Source organism: Pedobacter puniceum (genome assembly GCF_009674685.1).
GTDB lineage: Bacteria > Bacteroidota > Bacteroidia > Sphingobacteriales > Sphingobacteriaceae > Pseudopedobacter > Pseudopedobacter puniceum.
This window is the reverse complement of record NZ_WKJI01000005.1, coordinates 110,161-128,020: the sequence shown is the minus strand read 5'-3', so window position 1 is coordinate 128,020 and position 17,860 is coordinate 110,161. Positions and strand designations below refer to the sequence as shown.

Annotated in this window: 14 protein-coding genes and 1 pseudogene; 11 read left to right on the top strand and 4 right to left on the bottom strand. The window is 34.2% G+C overall.

All coding sequences use genetic code 11. The annotated features are described in order from the left end of the window. Positions 1 to 370: 370 nt before the first annotated feature. The gene (locus tag GJJ64_RS15620) at positions 371 to 1,081 is read right to left on the bottom strand and encodes an SDR family oxidoreductase (RefSeq protein WP_154288688.1); all 711 of its coding nucleotides are present in this window, start codon (positions 1,079 to 1,081) and stop codon (positions 371 to 373) included. A gap of 249 nt (positions 1,082 to 1,330) precedes the next feature. Here GJJ64_RS15620 and uvrB point away from each other — a divergent pair, with 249 nt between their 5' ends. Further along, entirely contained in the window at positions 1,331 to 3,361 is a 2,031-nt protein-coding gene (uvrB, locus tag GJJ64_RS15615) for an excinuclease ABC subunit UvrB (RefSeq protein ID WP_154288687.1), read from the top strand. A 52-nt stretch (positions 3,362 to 3,413) separates the two neighbouring features. Next, on the top strand, positions 3,414 to 3,686 hold the full coding sequence (locus GJJ64_RS15610) for a DUF4834 family protein (RefSeq protein ID WP_154288686.1): 273 nt from the start codon (positions 3,414 to 3,416) through the stop codon (positions 3,684 to 3,686). 76 nt (positions 3,687 to 3,762) lie between these two features. Here the strand turns inward: GJJ64_RS15610 and GJJ64_RS15605 are convergent, their stop codons facing one another. Beyond that, entirely contained in the window at positions 3,763 to 4,212 is a 450-nt protein-coding gene (locus tag GJJ64_RS15605) for a hypothetical protein (protein ID WP_154288685.1), read from the bottom strand. 416 nt (positions 4,213 to 4,628) lie between these two features. On the opposite strand from GJJ64_RS15605, the gene GJJ64_RS15600 reads away from it, so the two are divergent. Then, a complete protein-coding gene (locus GJJ64_RS15600) occupies positions 4,629 to 7,112 on the top strand; it encodes a hypothetical protein (protein ID WP_154288684.1) in 2,484 nt (827 codons plus the stop codon). 66 nt (positions 7,113 to 7,178) lie between these two features. Here the strand turns inward: GJJ64_RS15600 and GJJ64_RS15595 are convergent, their stop codons facing one another. After that, positions 7,179 to 7,916: a glycosyltransferase family 2 protein gene (locus tag GJJ64_RS15595; protein ID WP_154288683.1), complete on the bottom strand. Its 738-nt coding sequence runs from the start codon at positions 7,914 to 7,916 to the stop codon at positions 7,179 to 7,181. A gap of 152 nt (positions 7,917 to 8,068) precedes the next feature. Between GJJ64_RS15595 and GJJ64_RS15590 the strand changes: the two genes are divergently transcribed. The 8 genes and pseudogenes from GJJ64_RS15590 to GJJ64_RS15555 all read left to right on the top strand — a co-directional run bounded on the left by GJJ64_RS15590 (position 8,069) and on the right by GJJ64_RS15555 (position 16,516). Next, positions 8,069 to 8,854 (top strand): 6-hydroxymethylpterin diphosphokinase MptE-like protein, encoded by a 786-nt coding sequence (locus GJJ64_RS15590; protein WP_195759303.1) that lies wholly within the window; start codon positions 8,069 to 8,071, stop codon positions 8,852 to 8,854. A 392-nt stretch (positions 8,855 to 9,246) separates the two neighbouring features. Then, a pseudogene (locus GJJ64_RS17115) lies at positions 9,247 to 9,549 on the top strand (CatB-related O-acetyltransferase); the annotation flags it as partial. 19 nt (positions 9,550 to 9,568) lie between these two features. Then, positions 9,569 to 10,585 carry a UDP-N-acetylglucosamine 4,6-dehydratase (inverting) gene (gene pseB / locus GJJ64_RS15580; RefSeq protein WP_154288681.1) on the top strand — a complete coding sequence of 339 codons (1,017 nt, stop codon included), beginning with the start codon at positions 9,569 to 9,571 and terminating at the stop codon, positions 10,583 to 10,585. A 1-nt stretch (position 10,586) separates the two neighbouring features. Beyond that, a complete protein-coding gene (pseC, locus tag GJJ64_RS15575) occupies positions 10,587 to 11,747 on the top strand; it encodes a UDP-4-amino-4,6-dideoxy-N-acetyl-beta-L-altrosamine transaminase (RefSeq protein ID WP_154288680.1) in 1,161 nt (386 codons plus the stop codon). 2 nt (positions 11,748 to 11,749) lie between these two features. Further along, the gene (locus GJJ64_RS15570) at positions 11,750 to 12,487 is read left to right on the top strand and encodes a glycosyltransferase family protein (protein WP_229655564.1); all 738 of its coding nucleotides are present in this window, start codon (positions 11,750 to 11,752) and stop codon (positions 12,485 to 12,487) included. Position 12,488: 1 nt separating this feature from the next. Beyond that, positions 12,489 to 13,982, top strand: a complete 1,494-nt coding sequence (pseG, locus tag GJJ64_RS15565; protein ID WP_154288679.1) for a UDP-2,4-diacetamido-2,4,6-trideoxy-beta-L-altropyranose hydrolase — start codon at positions 12,489 to 12,491, stop codon at positions 13,980 to 13,982. Between the two features lies 1 nt (position 13,983). After that, on the top strand, positions 13,984 to 15,024 hold the full coding sequence (gene pseI, locus GJJ64_RS15560) for a pseudaminic acid synthase (protein WP_154288678.1): 1,041 nt from the start codon (positions 13,984 to 13,986) through the stop codon (positions 15,022 to 15,024). Positions 15,025 to 15,028: 4 nt separating this feature from the next. Continuing rightward, positions 15,029 to 16,516, top strand: a complete 1,488-nt coding sequence (locus GJJ64_RS15555) for a lipopolysaccharide biosynthesis protein (protein ID WP_154288677.1) — start codon at positions 15,029 to 15,031, stop codon at positions 16,514 to 16,516. Between the two features lie 8 nt (positions 16,517 to 16,524). On the opposite strand, the gene GJJ64_RS15550 is transcribed toward GJJ64_RS15555, so the two are convergent. Next, positions 16,525 to 17,781 (bottom strand): pyridoxal phosphate-dependent aminotransferase, encoded by a 1,257-nt coding sequence (locus tag GJJ64_RS15550; protein ID WP_154288676.1) that lies wholly within the window; start codon positions 17,779 to 17,781, stop codon positions 16,525 to 16,527. Between the last annotated feature and the right edge of the window lie 79 nt (positions 17,782 to 17,860).

Here is a 17,860-nt window from a genome sequence, read left to right as displayed (position 1 = left end):
GCTAAAAATAGAGATAAAATTGAGATTTCTTATTAAAATCAGAAGATGATGAATTTATCAGCTATTTAATACTCTAGCAGTTACTATTGAGTATTTTATTTATATTTGTTAACCTCTACAAAATCTACCATTCAATTAAGAAAATTTATTAACTCAAGTCCACGTTTAGTCCACCTATACCCCACCTTTTATCCACGTTTTATCCATACTTCCTTCGAGGCTTCTCCGAACCTTCTCCGATACAGCTTCAGAAAAATGGGTGTATTTCTCGAACAAGTCTCGAACATGGTACGAAGAAGGTGTAAAGCTGAAGACAGACTGTATTAACCATAAATAGCTTTACCTTTTGAAGAGCGTTACGGGAAAAACTCTAACCATTAGCTGTTTTGGTTGGTCTTACTTCTACTTTACTAGGCAATACTCTAGGGTGCATATTTAATAAATCTACCACCATTTGACCCATGTCTTCGGGTTGTATTTTCCAAGCATCTTTTTCAGCATCGGGCTCATGTTCGTTAAAATGAGTAGAAACAGAGCCTGGCATAATGGTAGTTACTTTAATGCCATACTGCCTTAAATCTAGCATAATAGCTTGTGTAAATCCTACCAAACCAAACTTACTAGCATTATAGGCTGCGCCACCAGCAAAGAAATTTGTCCCTGCTAAACTGGCAATCGTAAAAATATAACCTGTAGTTTTCTTTAACTCTGGTAAAGCTGCTTTAATGCTGTAAAATACCCCAGTTAAATTGGTATCTATAGTATCATTCCATTCAGATGCGGATAAATCTTCAATACTAGCAAAATGGCCAACGCCTGCATTAGCAATCAAAAAATCTAATTTTCCCCATTTGGCTATAATTTTATTGATGACTTCTTGTTGAGATGAAAAGTCTTTAACATCAGCTTCTAAAGCCAATACATCATGACCAAGTTTTTGGGCGGCTGCCTCTGCACTAGCCAAACTTCTACTGGTAATAGCTACTTTTATACCTTGTTTAAGTAAAGCTTCTGCAATACCGAAACCTATTCCTTTACTACCACCTGTTATGAGGGCTACTTTATCCTTTAATTTTTGCATTGTAAATATTTTAAACATTTAAACAACCCCTCAATTAAAGTATTGTTTAACATAAAAATCATTCCATCATTCAAAAGTAAAAAAGCATTAATTATAGCTTATAATAACACTAAATGCTAGCCTCTAACGTATTTGAAATGAGCATCTTCGAATGTTCATTTTAAGGTTCAACAAAGGGGTTTATCTTTTAAAAGGTAAATCCCTTTTTGTTTGGTTAAAGCCTGTTGAAATCATTTATATTTGTTAAACATGAAATTTAAAATAGAATCTTATTACAAACCTACCGGCGACCAGCCAACAGCCATTAAACAACTTGTTGAGGGCGTTAAAAGTGGAGAAAATTATCAGACGCTGCTTGGGGTAACTGGTTCTGGTAAAACTTTTACCATTGCCAATGTAATAGAGCAAACACAAAAACCAACCTTAATATTAAGTCATAATAAAACTTTAGCTGCACAGCTTTACGGAGAGTTTAAGCAATTCTTTCCTGATAATGCAGTTAACTATTTTGTTTCTTATTACGACTATTACCAACCAGAAGCATTTTTACCAACAACAAACACCTACATAGAAAAAGACTTACAGATAAATGAGGAGATAGAAAAACTACGTTTGAGAACAACATCGGCTTTAATGTCTGGCAGAAGAGATGTTATTGTGGTATCTTCTATTTCTTGCATTTATGGTATGGGTAACCCCGAGGATTTTTCAAACTCTGTTTTTAGGTTTGGAGTTGGCACTCGCATCAGCAGAAATGCTTTTCTGCATCGTTTGGTAGAGATTTTATACTCCAGAACTACCGTAGAATTTAAGCGTGGTACTTTTAGGGTTAAAGGCGATACAGTTGATATTTATCCGGCTTATCTGGATATGGCCTATCGTATTTCCTTTTTTGGAGATGATATTGAAGAAATATCGGCTATAGACCCAGCATCGGGTAAAACCCTAGAAAAAATGGACCAAGTAGCGGTTTTCCCTGCAAATTTATTTGTTACGCCTAGAGATAGATTTACCAGTGTGCTCCATCAAATTGGGGAGGATATGGAAAGTAGGAAAAAGCAATTTGAGAGCGAAGGCAGATTTTTAGAAGCCAAACGTTTAGAAGAGCGCACTAATTACGATATGGAGATGATGCGGGAATTGGGCTACTGCTCTGGAATAGAAAATTACTCGCGTTATTTTGATGGTAGAACACCTGGGATGAGGCCATTCTGTCTGTTAGATTATTTCCCTGATGACTATTTAATGGTGATTGATGAAAGCCATGTTACCGTACCGCAGATAAGAGCCATGTATGGTGGCGACCGCTCAAGAAAATTATCCTTGGTAGAATATGGTTTTAGATTGCCTGCCGCATTAGATAACAGACCTTTAAATTTTAATGAGTTTGAGAACCTAGCACCACAAACCATTTATGTAAGCGCTACACCCGGAGATTATGAGCTAGAGAAAACCGAAGGGGTGGTGATAGAGCAAGTGATTAGGCCAACAGGTTTACTAGACCCCCTTATTGAGGTTAGACCAGTGATTAACCAAGTGGATGATTTGTTGGATGAAATAGATAAAACCATTAAACAGGGCGACCGTGTTTTGGTAACTACCCTCACGAAAAGGATGGCCGAAGAGCTTGCAAAATATATGGATAGGTTAAATATTAAAGTTCGGTATATACATTCTGAAGTAAAAACTTTAGAACGGGTAGAAATTTTACGTGGCCTCCGTTTGGGTGAGTTTGATGTACTCATAGGGATTAACCTTTTAAGAGAAGGTTTAGATTTACCCGAGGTTTCTTTAGTAGCTATTTTAGATGCCGATAAAGAAGGTTTCTTACGATCTGAGCGTTCTTTAATACAAACTATTGGTAGGGCTGCCCGTAATGATAGAGGGCGGGTTATTATGTATGCCGATAAGATTACCGATTCTATGCGGATTACCATAGAAGAAACCGAACGAAGAAGAGAAAAACAAATTAAATATAACGAAGAACATGGTATTGTTCCTAAAACCGTTGGCAAATCTAAAGAAGCTATTATAGAGCAAACCTCTGTAGTAGATTTTAAAGGTGGCGTACAGCAAACTTATGTAGACAATGCAGAAGTTACCCTTGCTGCCGACCCAATAGTACAATACATGACTAAAGCCCAGCTTAAAAAGTCGTTAGAAAACACTAAAAAAGACATGCTTGCCGCTGCAAAAGATATGGATTTCTTATTGGCTGCAAAGCTTAGAGATGAAATGTTTGCTTTAGAAAAAATGATGGAAGAGAAATTTGGAAAGTAACATTTCCTGTATAAAAAGGTCTTATAAAACATAAAAAACTATATTTGCAATCATGGGCGGACTATTGAAATTTATTATTATAACCATTTGTGTACTTTATATTTTAAGAGTATTAGCTCGTATTTTCTTGCCTTTTTTATTCAAAAAAGCGATACATAAAATGCAAGAAAAAATGCAGCAACAACAAGGTGGTGCATATCAGTATCAACAACAAACTCATACAAAACCAGAAGGAAAAATCACGGTAGATTATATTCCTCCACAAAAGAAAGAACCCAAGCTAGACAATGCTGGCGATTTTGTGGATTATGAAGAGGTAAAGTAATCTTAATTTTAACCACAAAGGGTGCAAATATTTAGGACTTTGCTTTATGCACTCCTTTGTGGTTAAATTTTTAAGTTTAAAATGGGACACAATCCAAGGCAGTTTTAGCTAAAACTACGTTATCAGATGTGCCAGAACTGTAATTAATACTAAACTTAAGTTCAGAGGCATTAATACTAGTAATTGTTAAATTATACGTGTTAGTACTACTATTGGCAGCTGTACTTATTAAGGTGATGCTTTTTCCATCTTCGCTTACTGTATAAGTTAAATTTCTACTGCTTCCTAAAAATCTACTGCTTCCTTCAAAATTCCAAGTATCAATAACAGAACCATCAGATTTAAACTCCCAATAAGAATCCTCATTAAAACATCTTGAAGTGTTAAACGATTGATAATACCATTTTCCACTTGTCAATAATACTGTCACTCTTTCTTTTTCAGATTGCTCTTCATCTTTTTTACAAGAAGTAAATACTAATGCTGTACTTATAAACAGCATAAATAGGATAGTTGATTTTTTCATAATTATTGTTGTTTGATTTTAGTTACGAATATTTAAAGGTTTGATAGTTTTCTTTCATAGTGCTGGCTTTATTACTCATTTCATTTTAATATTTATGAGAAAATAAACCTGACATATCCAGAAAACATCTTTAGAAATACAGGGGTTTATTTCGCTTAAAAAACAAGTAATCTTTGTCGCAAAAATACAGGCTTAACCATTTACCTTACCTACCCCAAACGGGTAGGTAAATTTTATTTGAATTCACTTAACTCTTAAAGCTTACTTAAATTTTATCATCAGGTTTTTATTATTCATTAACTCTTTAAACCAAGACCTCTTCTGCTTTTTGAGTAGGTCTTTTTTATTTTACATACTCACATAGCTGATATATCTTGTATTTTTCTATTTTTGATGTTCAACACTTATAAATTAAAATGAATTGGTTTAAGAAGAATGGTATACACTTGGCTGTCATAGGTGTATTCGTAGTTTTATGTTTTATCTATTTCGCACCTGCTTTCCAAGGAAAAGTTCTGGTACAAAATGACGTTTCGCAGGCAAAAGCTATGCAAATGGAAATCATGAAGTATAAAGAAATAGATGGTAAAGCACCATTATGGACAAATAGTATGTTTGGAGGAATGCCTTCATACCAAATTTGGGCAACCTATCCTAAAAACATCACCACTTATATCATGACAGGTTACAGGGCTTTATTCCCTAATCCGGTAGATATGGCACTATTATATATGCTAGGCAGCTATCTCCTTTTTAATGTTTTACTAGGTCTTTATAACGAAAAGCAAAAAAATTTAAACGTTTATTTATCTGCCATAGGTGCCTTAGCATTCACTTTTTCTTCTTATAACTTCATCATCTTAGAAGCTGGGCATGGCAATAAAGCGCTAGCCATAGGTTTTTTTGGGCCTGTTTTAGCCGGGATATTATTAACATTAAGAGGCAAATATCTTCTTGGTGCTGCGTTAACTGCCTTATTTTTAGCTTTAGAAATTAGGGTTAACCACATCCAAATGACTTATTATCTATTCTTAGCTTTATTAATTTTGGTAGGAATAGAGTTTTACCATGCTTACAAACAAAAGCTTACTAAAGATTTCTTTAAATCTATAGGTTACTTAACAGGTGCTGTACTTATTGCTGTTATTATAAATGCCAGCATGTTATGGACTACCTATGAGTATGGCCAATTATCTATCAGAGGAAAATCTAATTTGAGCAGTGCAGCTGCACCAACTAATACGGGTTTAGATAAAGAATACGCTTACCAATGGAGTCAAGGAGTTGGAGAGTCTATCACTTTTTTAATTCCTAATGCTTATGGTGGTGGCTCGGCATCCTTACTAGATGAAAAATCTGAAGTAGTAAAAAACCTCACTTCAAAAGGGATAGATATCAATCAATCATTAGACTTTGCAAGACAATTACCAAGCTATTGGGGACCAAAACCGTTTACTTCCGGGCCGTGGTATTTTGGTGCTTTTGTATTTTTCTTATTTGTTTTAGGATTATTTATTGTAAAAAGCCGTTTAAAATGGTGGCTATTAGGTGCTACTTTATTAAGCCTGTTCTTGTCATTCGGAAAAAATTTCAGTCTTATTTCTGACTTATTTTTCGATTATTTCCCGCTATACAACAAGTTTAGAGCGGTAGAATCTACCCTAGTTATTGCCTCTTTATGTATTCCAATTTTAGCTATTTTGGCTTTCGCCGAGATTTTAAAAACCGATAAAGACCAAAAAGCTATCTTAAACGCATTAAAGAAAACAAGTTATATTATAGGTGGGATTGTTGTTGTTCTACTAGCTATACCAACTTTATTATTCAGCTTTAAAGCAGATAACCATCAAGACTTTATAAACCAACTTAACCAAGTAACTGGTGATATGTCTTTTGCTAATAGCATAGCACAAGCTTTAGTAGAAGACAGAATTAGCTTATTTAAAGCTGATGCTTTAAGAACCCTAATTTTTATTGCCGTAGGTGCAGGTATTTTATGGGCCATTATTAGCAAAAAAATAAATGCTACTTTAGGAACTTTAGCTTTAGGCGTATTAATTGTTACTGATTTATGGTCTGTAGATAAACGTTATTTAAACAACGAAAACTTTGTTGCTAAAGCTGTTATAGACCAACAATTTAAAACCAGAGAGGTTGACGAGTTTATATTACGTGACCCAGACCCAAATTACAGAGTTTTAGATTTAACTATCCCAACTTTTTCTAGTGCTAACGCCACTTATTTCCATAAAACAGTTGGAGGATATCATGCAGCAAAGCTTAAAAGATTCCAAGAAGTTATAGAAAAACAATTTACTGCAAGTATGAATCAGGATGTTTTAGACATGCTGAATACCAAGTATTTTATTACCCCTGGCAAAGATGGACAAAACACCTCTATGCAGGTTAATAGCACTGCCTGTGGTAATGCTTGGTTTGTAGATAAAGTACAGTTTGTTAAAAACAACGATGAAGAAATGATTGCTATTAGCTCTTTTGACCCTAAGAAAGAAGCTATCATTCATGATGAGTTTAAAGCGCAACTAGATGATAAAAATTTAGGTACAAGCTTTAACGGCAAAATTAATTTAACAAGCTATCATCCAGACCATCTGAAATACGAATATTCTATTGGTAAAAGTGCTTTAGCAGTGTTTTCAGAGATTTGGTATCCTAAAGGATGGAAATTATATATAGACGGCGAAGAAAAACCATATATAAGAGCCAATTATTTACTAAGAGCAGCCAAATTACCTGGCGGAAATCATACTTTAGAGTGGAAATTTGAACCAGAGTCTTATTATTTTGGAGAAAAAATTTCGTTAATTGGTTCAATACTATTATCTTTAATCCTAGCTTTTGCATTTTATAAAGAGAGAATACAAAAGTTGAAAGCTTAAACCAACCAGTAAAAACCTAAAGTCCCGATGCTAACCACATCGGGATTGTTGTTTCTAGACGTTTTTTTACTGTTTTTTCAATATCGCTTTTAGCGTAATGATGAAGTGATTAAAAATATTAGGCCAAAAACCGTAATATTTTTGAAGAATAAGATAACGTTCTTTTAGACTCTCTCTTTGCCTTTGCTTAGAGGCGCCTCCTTCTAAAAACTTAGCCACATACATTTGGGTGTTAACAATATATTTGGCTCTCTTAGCAATTTTTAAAATCCAATCTATATCTCCGCTTAAGCGATATTTTAAATCATAAGGTTGTGCTAATGCTCTCTTCACATAAATAGCTTGATGCCCAACATTCATCCCATACTTAAAACTTTTCCATGAGAACTGCTCTGGTGTAAGATGTTTTCTTGGACCTAAACTTTCTAGTTTTTCATTAATACGCAGTGTTTCTCCGTAATAGATATCAGCACCATCAGCGCAAGCGAAAACTTTTTCTACAGTATCTAAAGCATATATCTCGTCGCCAGAGTTCATAAAAAGAACATAATCTCCAGTGGCAACAGCCAAACCTTTATTCATGGCATCGTAAATACCTTTATCTGGTTCAGAACTAAAATAAAACAAGTTATCTTGATATTTTTTAATGATATCTACCGTTCCGTCTTTAGAAGCACCGTCAATAATAATATACTGTATATGCTTATATGTTTGATTTAAAACAGAAAGCATGGTTCTTTTTATATGTTTTGCATCGTTATAAACAATGGTAACAACAGACAAAAGAGGCTTTTCTTTTTGCATAAGCAATTTTACTGGCTTTTTTATTAGCTGCGAAAGCTAATTAAATATTTTTAAATTTGTGCTTCATGCAAAGGTTAGAAAATTTATATAATAAGATAAGTTGGTTTTTTTCTAACTGTATAAACCTTTTTTTTTCGCTTTTAAAGATTTTATTGAAATCAGGTTCTGGAAAAATACCTCATGCAAATATCAATAAGTGTATTATTTTAGGAAATGGCCCTTCTTTAAAACAATCATTAACCAAGCATGCCGATTTTATTAGACAAAACACACTTGTTTGCGTTAATAGCTTTGCACTAACAGCAGAATATGAGCAACTAAAGCCTAGCTATTATGTTATGCATGACCCCGGTCTTTGGTTATCTGATAGTACTTTAACCAAAGATATTTTTGAAGCTATAAAAAGCAAAACTAACTGGAGGCTTACTTTATTTATTCCGCGGAGTGCAAGAAAATCATCTTATTTAAGTGCATTAAAAAACCAAAATCCTGAGGTAAACATTCAATTTTATAATTATACTATTTATAAAGGCTTCCAAAATATTGGTAATTGGCTGTTTAAAAATAATTGGGCAATGCCGCAATGTCAAAATGTTTTAGTGGCTTGTTGCTTTTTATGTATAAATTTAAGATTTAAAGAAGTTTATATTTTGGGAGCCGACCATACATGGCATCAAGATATTTTTGTAGATGAGAATAACATACTTTGTGTGAAGCAAATCCATTTTTACGAAAATCAAGAAAAGGTAGTGGCTAAACCATTTTATAAAGGTTTACACCTGAAAGAAACTTTTGATATGAACGAGATTTTCACAGCTTGGGCCAAAGTTTTTGCTGGTTATAAGCGAGTAAAAGCTTATGCTGATTATAGCGGCTGTAAAATATATAATGCTAGTGAAGTCTCTTTTATTGATGCTTTTGAAAGGGTTAAAATTTAAGTATGGAGACTTTATTAAGCAACCCTTTAACACTTTGGCTAAGATGGTTTTTTACCAAATGCCTCTTAGAGATAAAATTCTGGAAAAAGCACCTCACTATAGAATATATGGTGGAAGTAAAAAATTGCTCTTTTGGTAATTATAACACTTTATATAAATACGCAAGATTAAGAAATACTAGCCTCGGAGATTATACTTATGTTGCTCGTGAGGCGCAAGTTCATCACGCTCAAGTTGGGAAATTTTGTTGTATAGGGCCAAATGTAAAGATTGGCTTAGGTGCTCATCCATCATCAGGTTATGTGTCTAGCCATCCTTTGTTTTACTCTACCAGAGGACAAGCATCGGGTTTAACCCTAGTAAAAAAAGATTTATTTAAGGAGTACGAAGAAACCATTATTGGCCATGATGTTTGGATAGGTGCAAATGCAATTATTAAATCTGGTATTACCATTGGAGACGGAGCCATTATAGCTGCCGGTGCTGTGGTAAGTAAAGATGTAGAACCTTATAGTGTAGTGGGTGGCGTACCTGCAAAAACTATTAAATACCGTTTTGATGATAATAAAATTGCATTTTTACGCTCTTTCAAGTGGTGGGATAAAGATTTAAATTGGTTGAAAAACAACCAGATACTTTTTTTAGATATTGATAGCTTTATACATCAATACCAACAACCTAAACAACAAGATTAAAATACTTAAAACAGAAAATATGTTAGATTTAAATGGTAAATCTATTTTAATTACAGGCGGTACAGGCTCTTTAGGCAAGCATCTTACCAAGAATATTTTAGAGAAATTTCCACAGGTTAAAAGACTGGTAATTTATTCTAGAGATGAGCAAAAGCAATTTGAAATGGCTCAGGAGTTTCCTAAATCTAAATACGATGGCATTAGATACTTTATAGGCGATGTGAGAGATTATAAACGCTTAGAAAGAGCTATGCAAGATATAGATTATGTGATACATGCAGCAGCCATGAAACATGTGCCTATAGCAGAATATAACCCTGATGAATGTGTAAAAACCAATATACATGGTGCTCAAAATGTTATTGATGCCTGTTTAGCTATGGGTGTTACCAATGTTGTTGCACTTTCTACCGATAAAGCTTGTGCTCCTATTAACTTATATGGCGCCACAAAATTAGCTTCTGATAAACTTTTTGTAGCGGCAAATAATATCAAAGGGAAAAGACAAATTAAATTTTCTGTTGTACGCTACGGTAATGTAATGGGTTCTAATGGCTCTGTTATTCCGTTCTTCATGAAGAAAAGAAACGAGGGTGTTTTACCTATTACAGACCCTAACATGACGCGTTTTAATATCTCTTTACAGGGAGGTGTTGATATGGTTTTACATGCTATGGAAACCGCTTGGGGTGGCGAAATATTTGTCCCTAAAATTCCCTCGTATAAAATTACCGATGTAGCTAATGCCGTTGGCCCAAATTGTAAACAAGAAATTGTTGGTATACGCCCAGGAGAAAAAGTTCATGAAGAAATGATTACCTCTTCTGATTCTTTTACCACTTATGATTTAGGCAAGTATTACGCTATTTTGCCGCAAGCACCAAATTTTAATTTGGATGATTATATCAAACACTTTAATGCCAAATTGGTAAAACAAGGCTTTCAATATAACTCTGGAGAAAATACCGAATGGGTAAGCGCAGAAGAAATAAGAGCCTTAATTAAAGAACATTTATATCCAGATTTTACGGTTTAATATGAAAGCAATTCCATACGGTAGGCAAACCATAACAGATGAAGATATACAAGCTGTTGTAGAAGTCTTAAAATCTGATTTTTTAACTCAAGGGCCACATATTGCCACTTTTGAACAAAAATTTGCAGATTATGTAGGCGCTAAATATGCTGTAGCTGTTTCTAATGGTACAGCAGCTTTACATTTATGTGCTTTAGCTTTAAATGTAAATGAAAAAAGTAACGTCATTACTTCGCCTATAACTTTTGCAGCATCTGCTAACTGTATTAAATATTGTGGCGGAGAGGTTTTCTTTGCTGATATAGATCCTAAAACTTTTCTATTAGACATAACAAAAGTTAGAGCCTTAATAGAAAGCAAACCAAAAGGATTTTTTAGCGGTATAGTTCCTGTAGATTTTGCCGGCAATGCGGTAGATTTAGAAGCTTTTAGAAAACTTGCAGATGAGTTTGGTTTATGGATTATTGAAGATGCTTGCCATGCACCAGGTGGTTATTTTATAGATAGCCATAAACAACAACAAAATTGTGGAAACGGCAATTTTGCCGATTTGAGTATCTTTTCTTTTCATCCGGTTAAACATATTGCCACTGGTGAAGGTGGAATGATTACTACCAATAACCCAGCTTTATACGAGAACTTATTACTTTTAAGAACGCATGGTATCACCAAAAATGCTACCCAATTTCAAAATGAAGCCTCAGAAGTTGCGCAAGGTGGTTGGTATTATGAGATGCAAGAACTTGGCTACAATTACAGAATTACAGATTTTCAGGCTGCTTTAGGAAGCTCGCAGCTAGAAAGAGCTGCTGCTAATTTAGAAAGAAGAAGAGTATTGGCTAAACAATATGATGCAGCTTTTGAAAATACAGCTATTATTAAGCCTATCAATCATCCCGGAAACGCTTATCATCTATACGTGATACAAATAAAAGATAGGTTAGGATTATATAATTATTTAAAGGAGAACCATATTTATGCGCAAGTGCATTATGTGCCTGTTCATTTAATGCCTTATTACCAAAAACAAGGTTACAAAAAAGGGGATTTTCCTTTAGCAGAAAAATATTATGAAGCTTGCCTGAGTATTCCTATGTATCAATCTTTAACTGATGATGAACAGCAATATATTATTGAAACTATTTTAAAATTCGTTAAATAATTTTGGATAAGAACGCGTTCAATATAGGTATCATTACGCAAGCTCGTATGACCAGCACTCGCCTACCTGGTAAAGTGCTTAAACTGGTAAATGGGAAAAGTTTATTGGCTTATCATATAGAGCGTTTACAACAAACAGGTTTTTCTATTGCTATTGCTACAACTACAAACCATACAGATGATCCCTTAGTTGATTTTGCTAAAGAATATCATCTAAATTACTATAGAGGAAGCGAGGATGATGTTTTAAGTAGATTTTACCATACGGCTAAACAATTTAAATACGATATTATAGTAAGAGTAACTTCTGATTGCCCTTTAATAGACCCTCATTTGATACGAAATAGCGTAAATAAATACATCAAATTAGATAATCCAAACCTATACATGAGTAATGTTATAGCTAGAACTTTTGCCAGAGGATTTGATTTTGAAATTTTTAGCTATCAGAGCTTAAAAGATGCTTTTGAAAACGCTACAGAAGCCTCAGATTTAGAACACGTTACTCCATACATCAGAAAAAATATACAAGGAAAAACTAATTTTCATGATGTTGTACAAAGCTCAGACCATAGTCATTTAAGACTAACCGTTGATACAGAACCTGATTTTGAGCTGATTAAACAATTAATAGAGAACCATAACGCTGCCGAGCTGGCTTATACAGAAATAGAAGAAATTCTTTTGAAAAACCCACAGTTGGCAGCCATTAATGAGCATATAGAACAAAAGAAAGTTTAATTTGAGGTATAAAGTTTTCATAAGATGTGATGGTGGTTTAAGCTTAGGCATGGGGCATATAACACGCTGCCTAGCCTTAGCAAATATGCTTAAACAAGATTTTGAGATTTGCTTTATCCTCCGCAAAACAGAAGAAAAAGTTATTCGTCTTATCCAAGAAAACGCTTTTGCTTGTGAAACTATTTCTGAAAAACAAACAATTGCAGAAGAACTATCTTTTCTATCTTATTTGTTAAAAAAGGAAGATATTTTAGTTTTAGATGGTTATCATTTTGATTTAGCTTATCAACAAGAAATAAAAAAACAACAGCTAAAACTAGTATTTATTGATGATTTGATTGCCTTCAAACAAGTGGCAGATGTGGTTATCAATCAATCTTTAGCAGTAAAATATCAGGATTACCAAAAAGAAAATAATACCCAACTAAACTTAGGTTTAAACTACGCACTTTTACGCGAGCCCTTTTTTAAACTACAAGCATGTAGAAGCATACAAAAGGTAGAGAAAGTATTTATTAGCATGGGTGCTGCGGATGAACATAATACCAGTTTAAAAGTAGCTAAAACTCTACTTCAAGTACCCTATTTAAAAGAAGTGCATTTGATGCTGGGAGCCATAAATCCTCATTTAAAGAGTATTCATGAATTTATTGCACAGCAAGATGATGTACAATTTAAAATTCATGTAAATATTTCTGCTGATGAGCTACAAAATTTATTAAGCCAATGCGATTTAGCCATTTGTGCTGCCAGCGGCATTTTAATAGAGGCTTGCGCTGTAGGAATACCTATTATTTCTGGTATAACTGCCGATAATCAAAAGGATAATTTAAGAGGATTATCTGAAAAACAGGTACTTTTTGATATTGGTAATTTCTTAGAAATAGAGGATGAGGATTTTGTCAAGCAAATCACGCAAGTTTGTAATCAACCCGATGTTTTAAACCAACAAATGGTTAAACAAAGAACTTTGATAGATGGAAGATCTCCGCAAAGGATATTAAACATCTTTAAAGATTTAGCTGCTTCTAAGCTGATATTTAGATTTGCACAAGATGAAGATTGCGATTTATATTACCAGTGGGCAAATGATGAAGTGGTACGCAAAAACTCCTTTAATCAGGAGGCTATTCAATATGAAAATCATGTGCAATGGTTTAAAGCTAAATTAAAAGCTGTTAATTGCTATTTTTACATGTTTTTTGATAGAGAGACCAATAGCCCAGCCGGACAAGTAAGAATTGATAAAAGTGGAGATGAAGTAATTATAGGCATTTCTATTGATGAACATTTTAGAGGAAAATCATTAGGTTTAGAAATGCTTGGCAAAGCAACACTAGATTATCATCATCAAAACCCAGAAGCTACTATTATTGCCTATATCAAAACAGAGAATATAGCTTCTTATAAATTATTCAAAAAAGCAGGTTTTGGCGATGAAGAGACAAGCCTTTATCAAGGAAATCAAATTTATAAGCTCTTTAAAAAACCTTAGTATGAGAGATATACAGATAGGAAAATTTACGATAGGCCCAAATCATAAGCCTTTTATCATAGCCGAGATGAGTGGCAACCATAACCAGTCTTTAGAAAGAGCTTTGGCTTTGGTTGATGCTGCAGCTGAAGCTGGTGCACATGCTTTAAAATTGCAGACCTATACTGCTGATACCATTACCATGAAGGGTGCTTATACCATTCAGGATAAAAATTCTTTATGGGATGGAAAAGAACTTCATGACCTTTATAAGATGGCTTATACGCCTTGGGAGTGGCATGAAGCTATATTTAACCGAGCTAAAGCTCTAGGTATGGAAGCTTTTAGCTCTCCTTTTGATGAAACTGCGGTTGATTTTCTGGAAGGATTAAACGTTCCGGCTTATAAAATTGCTTCTTTTGAGAATACACATCATCCACTTTTAAAAAAAGTGGCACAAACTGGTAAACCCGTAATTGTATCAACTGGTGTAGCATCTATTGCAGATATTGATGAAAGCGTACGTGTTTTAAAAGAAAATGGCTGCCAAAATATCATTTTACTAAAGTGTACAAGTACTTATCCGGCAACGCCAGAGAACACCAATTTATTTACCATTCCTCATTTAGCAAATTTACATCATACGGTAGTAGGTTTATCAGACCATACCATGGGTATTGGTGCTTCTGTAGCTGCTGTGGCTTTAGGTGCTAGGGTAATAGAAAAGCATTTTACTTTAAGAAGAGCAGATGGAGGAGTTGATAGCGCTTTCTCTTTAGAACCAGAAGAATTAAAAGCCTTGGTTGTAGAAACAGAAAGGGCATTTTTAGCTTTAGGAAACATCCAATATGGTGTGCAAAAAGCAGAAGAAAAAAGCTTATTATTTAAACGTTCTATTTATGTTTCTAAAGATGTAAAACCTGGAGACATATTTAGTGCTGATAATTTAAAAATTATTAGACCAGGTTACGGTTTAGCACCTAAATTTTGGGATGCCATTATAGGAAAAAAAGTAAAAGAAGCTATTAAAGCAGGTACTCCTTTAACTTGGGAGAATTTATAATTACATGAGTAAAACAGGTACCATTGGCTCACAAACCATAAAAGGAAGCATTTATTCTTATTTAGGAATCATCATTGGCTTTTTTAGTGTTACTGTTTTACGTTCTCACGGATTGGGGCCAGAAGAAAACGGGATATTAGATTTAATTCTGTCTTTCACCATGATTTTAGCTCAACTGGGTTCTCTAGGCTTTTTCAACGCCAGTATCAGATGCTTTCCCTATTTTAGAGATGAAACAAGAAACCATAACGGTTTTATGTTTTTATTACTAGCAATACCTTTTTTGGGGCTTTTACTTTTCATGCTACTTTTTTACTTAGGTAAATCTATATTACCTGTGGAAAGTAATTTCACTACGCTGTTTCAAGATTATACACCTGTTATACTGGTACTTACTTTGGGTACCGTTTTATTTAATGCCTTAGATACTTTTAACAGAACAGCTTTGTTAGATGCAGTTACAGGCTCAACACTTAAAGAATTTGTACAAAAACTTACGGTAGCCATAGCCATGAGTTTGATGCTTTATTTTACCTTACCTTTTCCATTATTTCTATGGATTTGGGTATTGGCCAATCTCATCCCAACTGTATGGATATTTATCAAACTATACAGAAAAAAAGCTTTTAACCTCAAACCTGATTTTGCATTTTTAAATTCAGAAATGGTTAAGATGCTAAGTAGCGTGAGTTTATTTGCTGTGCTTACGGGTTTCACCACCATGATTATCCAATACATTGATAAAATCATGATTAATGAGATGATTAATACTTCCTTAACAGGGATATACAGTATCACCGCATTTTTTGGTACTGTGGTATTAATGCCTTCACGTATCATGTACAGAATTGGTGGCATCATCATAGCAGAGAAATGGAAAGTTAATGATATAGAAGGGATAAAATCTGTATACAAGAAAAGTTGTATCAATCAGCTTTTAATTGCCATGCTCATATTTATTGGCATTTGGGCCAATATTGATAATGTATTTGAAATGATTCCTAAAGAATACGAGGCTGGTAAATATGTGATTTTATTCATCAGCCTTTCTGGCTTAATAGAAATGGCAACCGGCTTTAACGGTGTTATCATTGCCACTTCTAAATATTATAAGTACGATACTTATTTCTTTTTAGCACTTATATTCATCACGATAGCTACCAATTATATTTTTATCCCTATTTGGGGGATAACCGGCTCTGCTATGGCAACAGCTTTGGCTACGCTATTATTTAATTTCTTTAGATACCTTTTCTTGGTTATGAAGTTTAAGATGCAGCCTATGGGCTTAAATAACCTTTTTATACTGATGATAGGCTTGTTTACCCTCTTCATCATTGGTTATTTACCAAAACAATCTTTTTTTGTTTGGGATATTATCTTACGCTCGGGTATCATCACCTTACTATATGTAAGTAGCATTTATCTGCTTAAACTAGCTCCAGAAATGAATACCATCATTGATAAATATAAAACCAAATTATTGAGCTAGAACACGGCTTATTTCAACTTAGCCAATGCTTCTTTCAACTGTGGAATTTTAGCTGCAATTTCATCGGCAGAACAAGCGCCTACAGATGCTCTATACCAACACATATCATCGGTACCGAAAGCAGAAAAAGGCACCAAAGCAATATTAGCTTCTTTTATCAAGTAAAAATTTAAATCTATGGATGATTTTAAGACCTCTCCTTCTGGGGTACTTTTGCCTAAATAATCAATTTTTAAGGTAAGGTAGATAGCACCCATAGGTTCAATAGCATCTACTGCAAAACCTTCATTTTTTAAGGCGTTAATACCTTTATAAAGTGTATCTAAACTATTTTGTATGCGGGTTTTAAAATCTCCTAAATAAGTATCAACAGCTAAAGTATCTTTTAAATATTTGGCCATAGCTACTTGCTCTGCCTTTGGTGCCCAAGCACCCATGTGGCCTACAATAGCTTTCATTTTATCAATAATTTCTGCCGGACCAAAGCCCCAGCCTACCCTCACACCCGTTGCTGCAAAACATTTTGAGCTACCATCAATAAAAACGGTATAATCTCTTAATTCTGGAAATAAAGTTACCGGGTCTATATGTTGGTGTTCGCCAAAAGTTAATTGAGAATATATTTGATCGTAAAGGATGTATAATGGTTTTTCTCCTGCAGCTCTACTTTTATTTTCTGCAATAACCAATTCGCAAATCTCTCTGAGCCCTTGTTCAGAAAACATGGTACCCGTTGGGTTTAACGGAGAACATAAAGCCAATAAACTAGCACCTTTTAAATGTGGTTTCAACTCGGCAGCAGTAGGCATAAAATTATTCTCAGGCTGCGTAGCTACACTAATTCCATGAGCACCTAGTAAATGAACGTAATGGTTATTATTCCATGATGGAGCTGGGAAAACTACTTTATCTCCGGCATCAATCAAAGCTAAATAAGTGGCATAAATAAGCGGACGAGAGCCTCCAGAAATCAGAATTTCATTTTTTGCCGCGTAATCTAAACCCATTCTGTTTTTCAAGAAATCAGCAACGCTTTCTCTTAAAGTTAAAACACCATCTGCAGGTGGGTAATTCGTCTGAAAATCAGCGTAAGCGTCAACAATATTACTTTGTAGCTCAGCAGGAATAGGATATAATTGAGCATCAAAATCACCAATAGTCAAATTAGCTATTTGTGCTCCTTTGGCCTTCATTTGGTTTACTTCGCCTGCTATTTTTATAATCTCTGACCCAATTAAGGTTTCTGCTAATACTGATACTTTCATTGTTATTTTGGAATTACGATTGACGATTTTTGATTTTTCCTTACGCTCGGTTTTTATTCTTGCGCTCGTTTGTAACGAG

Excerpts from the sequence above, each read along its gene's own strand:
- GJJ64_RS15620 (WP_154288688.1), bottom strand. The coding sequence starts at position 1,081 with ATGCAAAAATTAAAGGATAAAGTAGCCCTCATAACAGGTGGTAGTAAA.
- uvrB (WP_154288687.1), top strand. The coding sequence starts at position 1,331 with ATGAAATTTAAAATAGAATCTTATTACAAACCTACCGGCGACCAGCCA.
- GJJ64_RS15610 (WP_154288686.1), top strand. The coding sequence starts at position 3,414 with ATGGGCGGACTATTGAAATTTATTATTATAACCATTTGTGTACTTTAT.
- GJJ64_RS15605 (WP_154288685.1), bottom strand. The coding sequence starts at position 4,212 with ATGAAAAAATCAACTATCCTATTTATGCTGTTTATAAGTACAGCATTA.
- GJJ64_RS15600 (WP_154288684.1), top strand. The coding sequence starts at position 4,629 with ATGAATTGGTTTAAGAAGAATGGTATACACTTGGCTGTCATAGGTGTA.
- GJJ64_RS15595 (WP_154288683.1), bottom strand. The coding sequence starts at position 7,916 with ATGCAAAAAGAAAAGCCTCTTTTGTCTGTTGTTACCATTGTTTATAAC.
- pseB (WP_154288681.1), top strand. The coding sequence starts at position 9,569 with ATGTTAGATTTAAATGGTAAATCTATTTTAATTACAGGCGGTACAGGC.
- pseC (WP_154288680.1), top strand. The coding sequence starts at position 10,587 with ATGAAAGCAATTCCATACGGTAGGCAAACCATAACAGATGAAGATATA.
- pseI (WP_154288678.1), top strand. The coding sequence starts at position 13,984 with ATGAGAGATATACAGATAGGAAAATTTACGATAGGCCCAAATCATAAG.
- GJJ64_RS15555 (WP_154288677.1), top strand. The coding sequence starts at position 15,029 with ATGAGTAAAACAGGTACCATTGGCTCACAAACCATAAAAGGAAGCATT.
- GJJ64_RS15550 (WP_154288676.1), bottom strand. The coding sequence starts at position 17,781 with ATGAAAGTATCAGTATTAGCAGAAACCTTAATTGGGTCAGAGATTATA.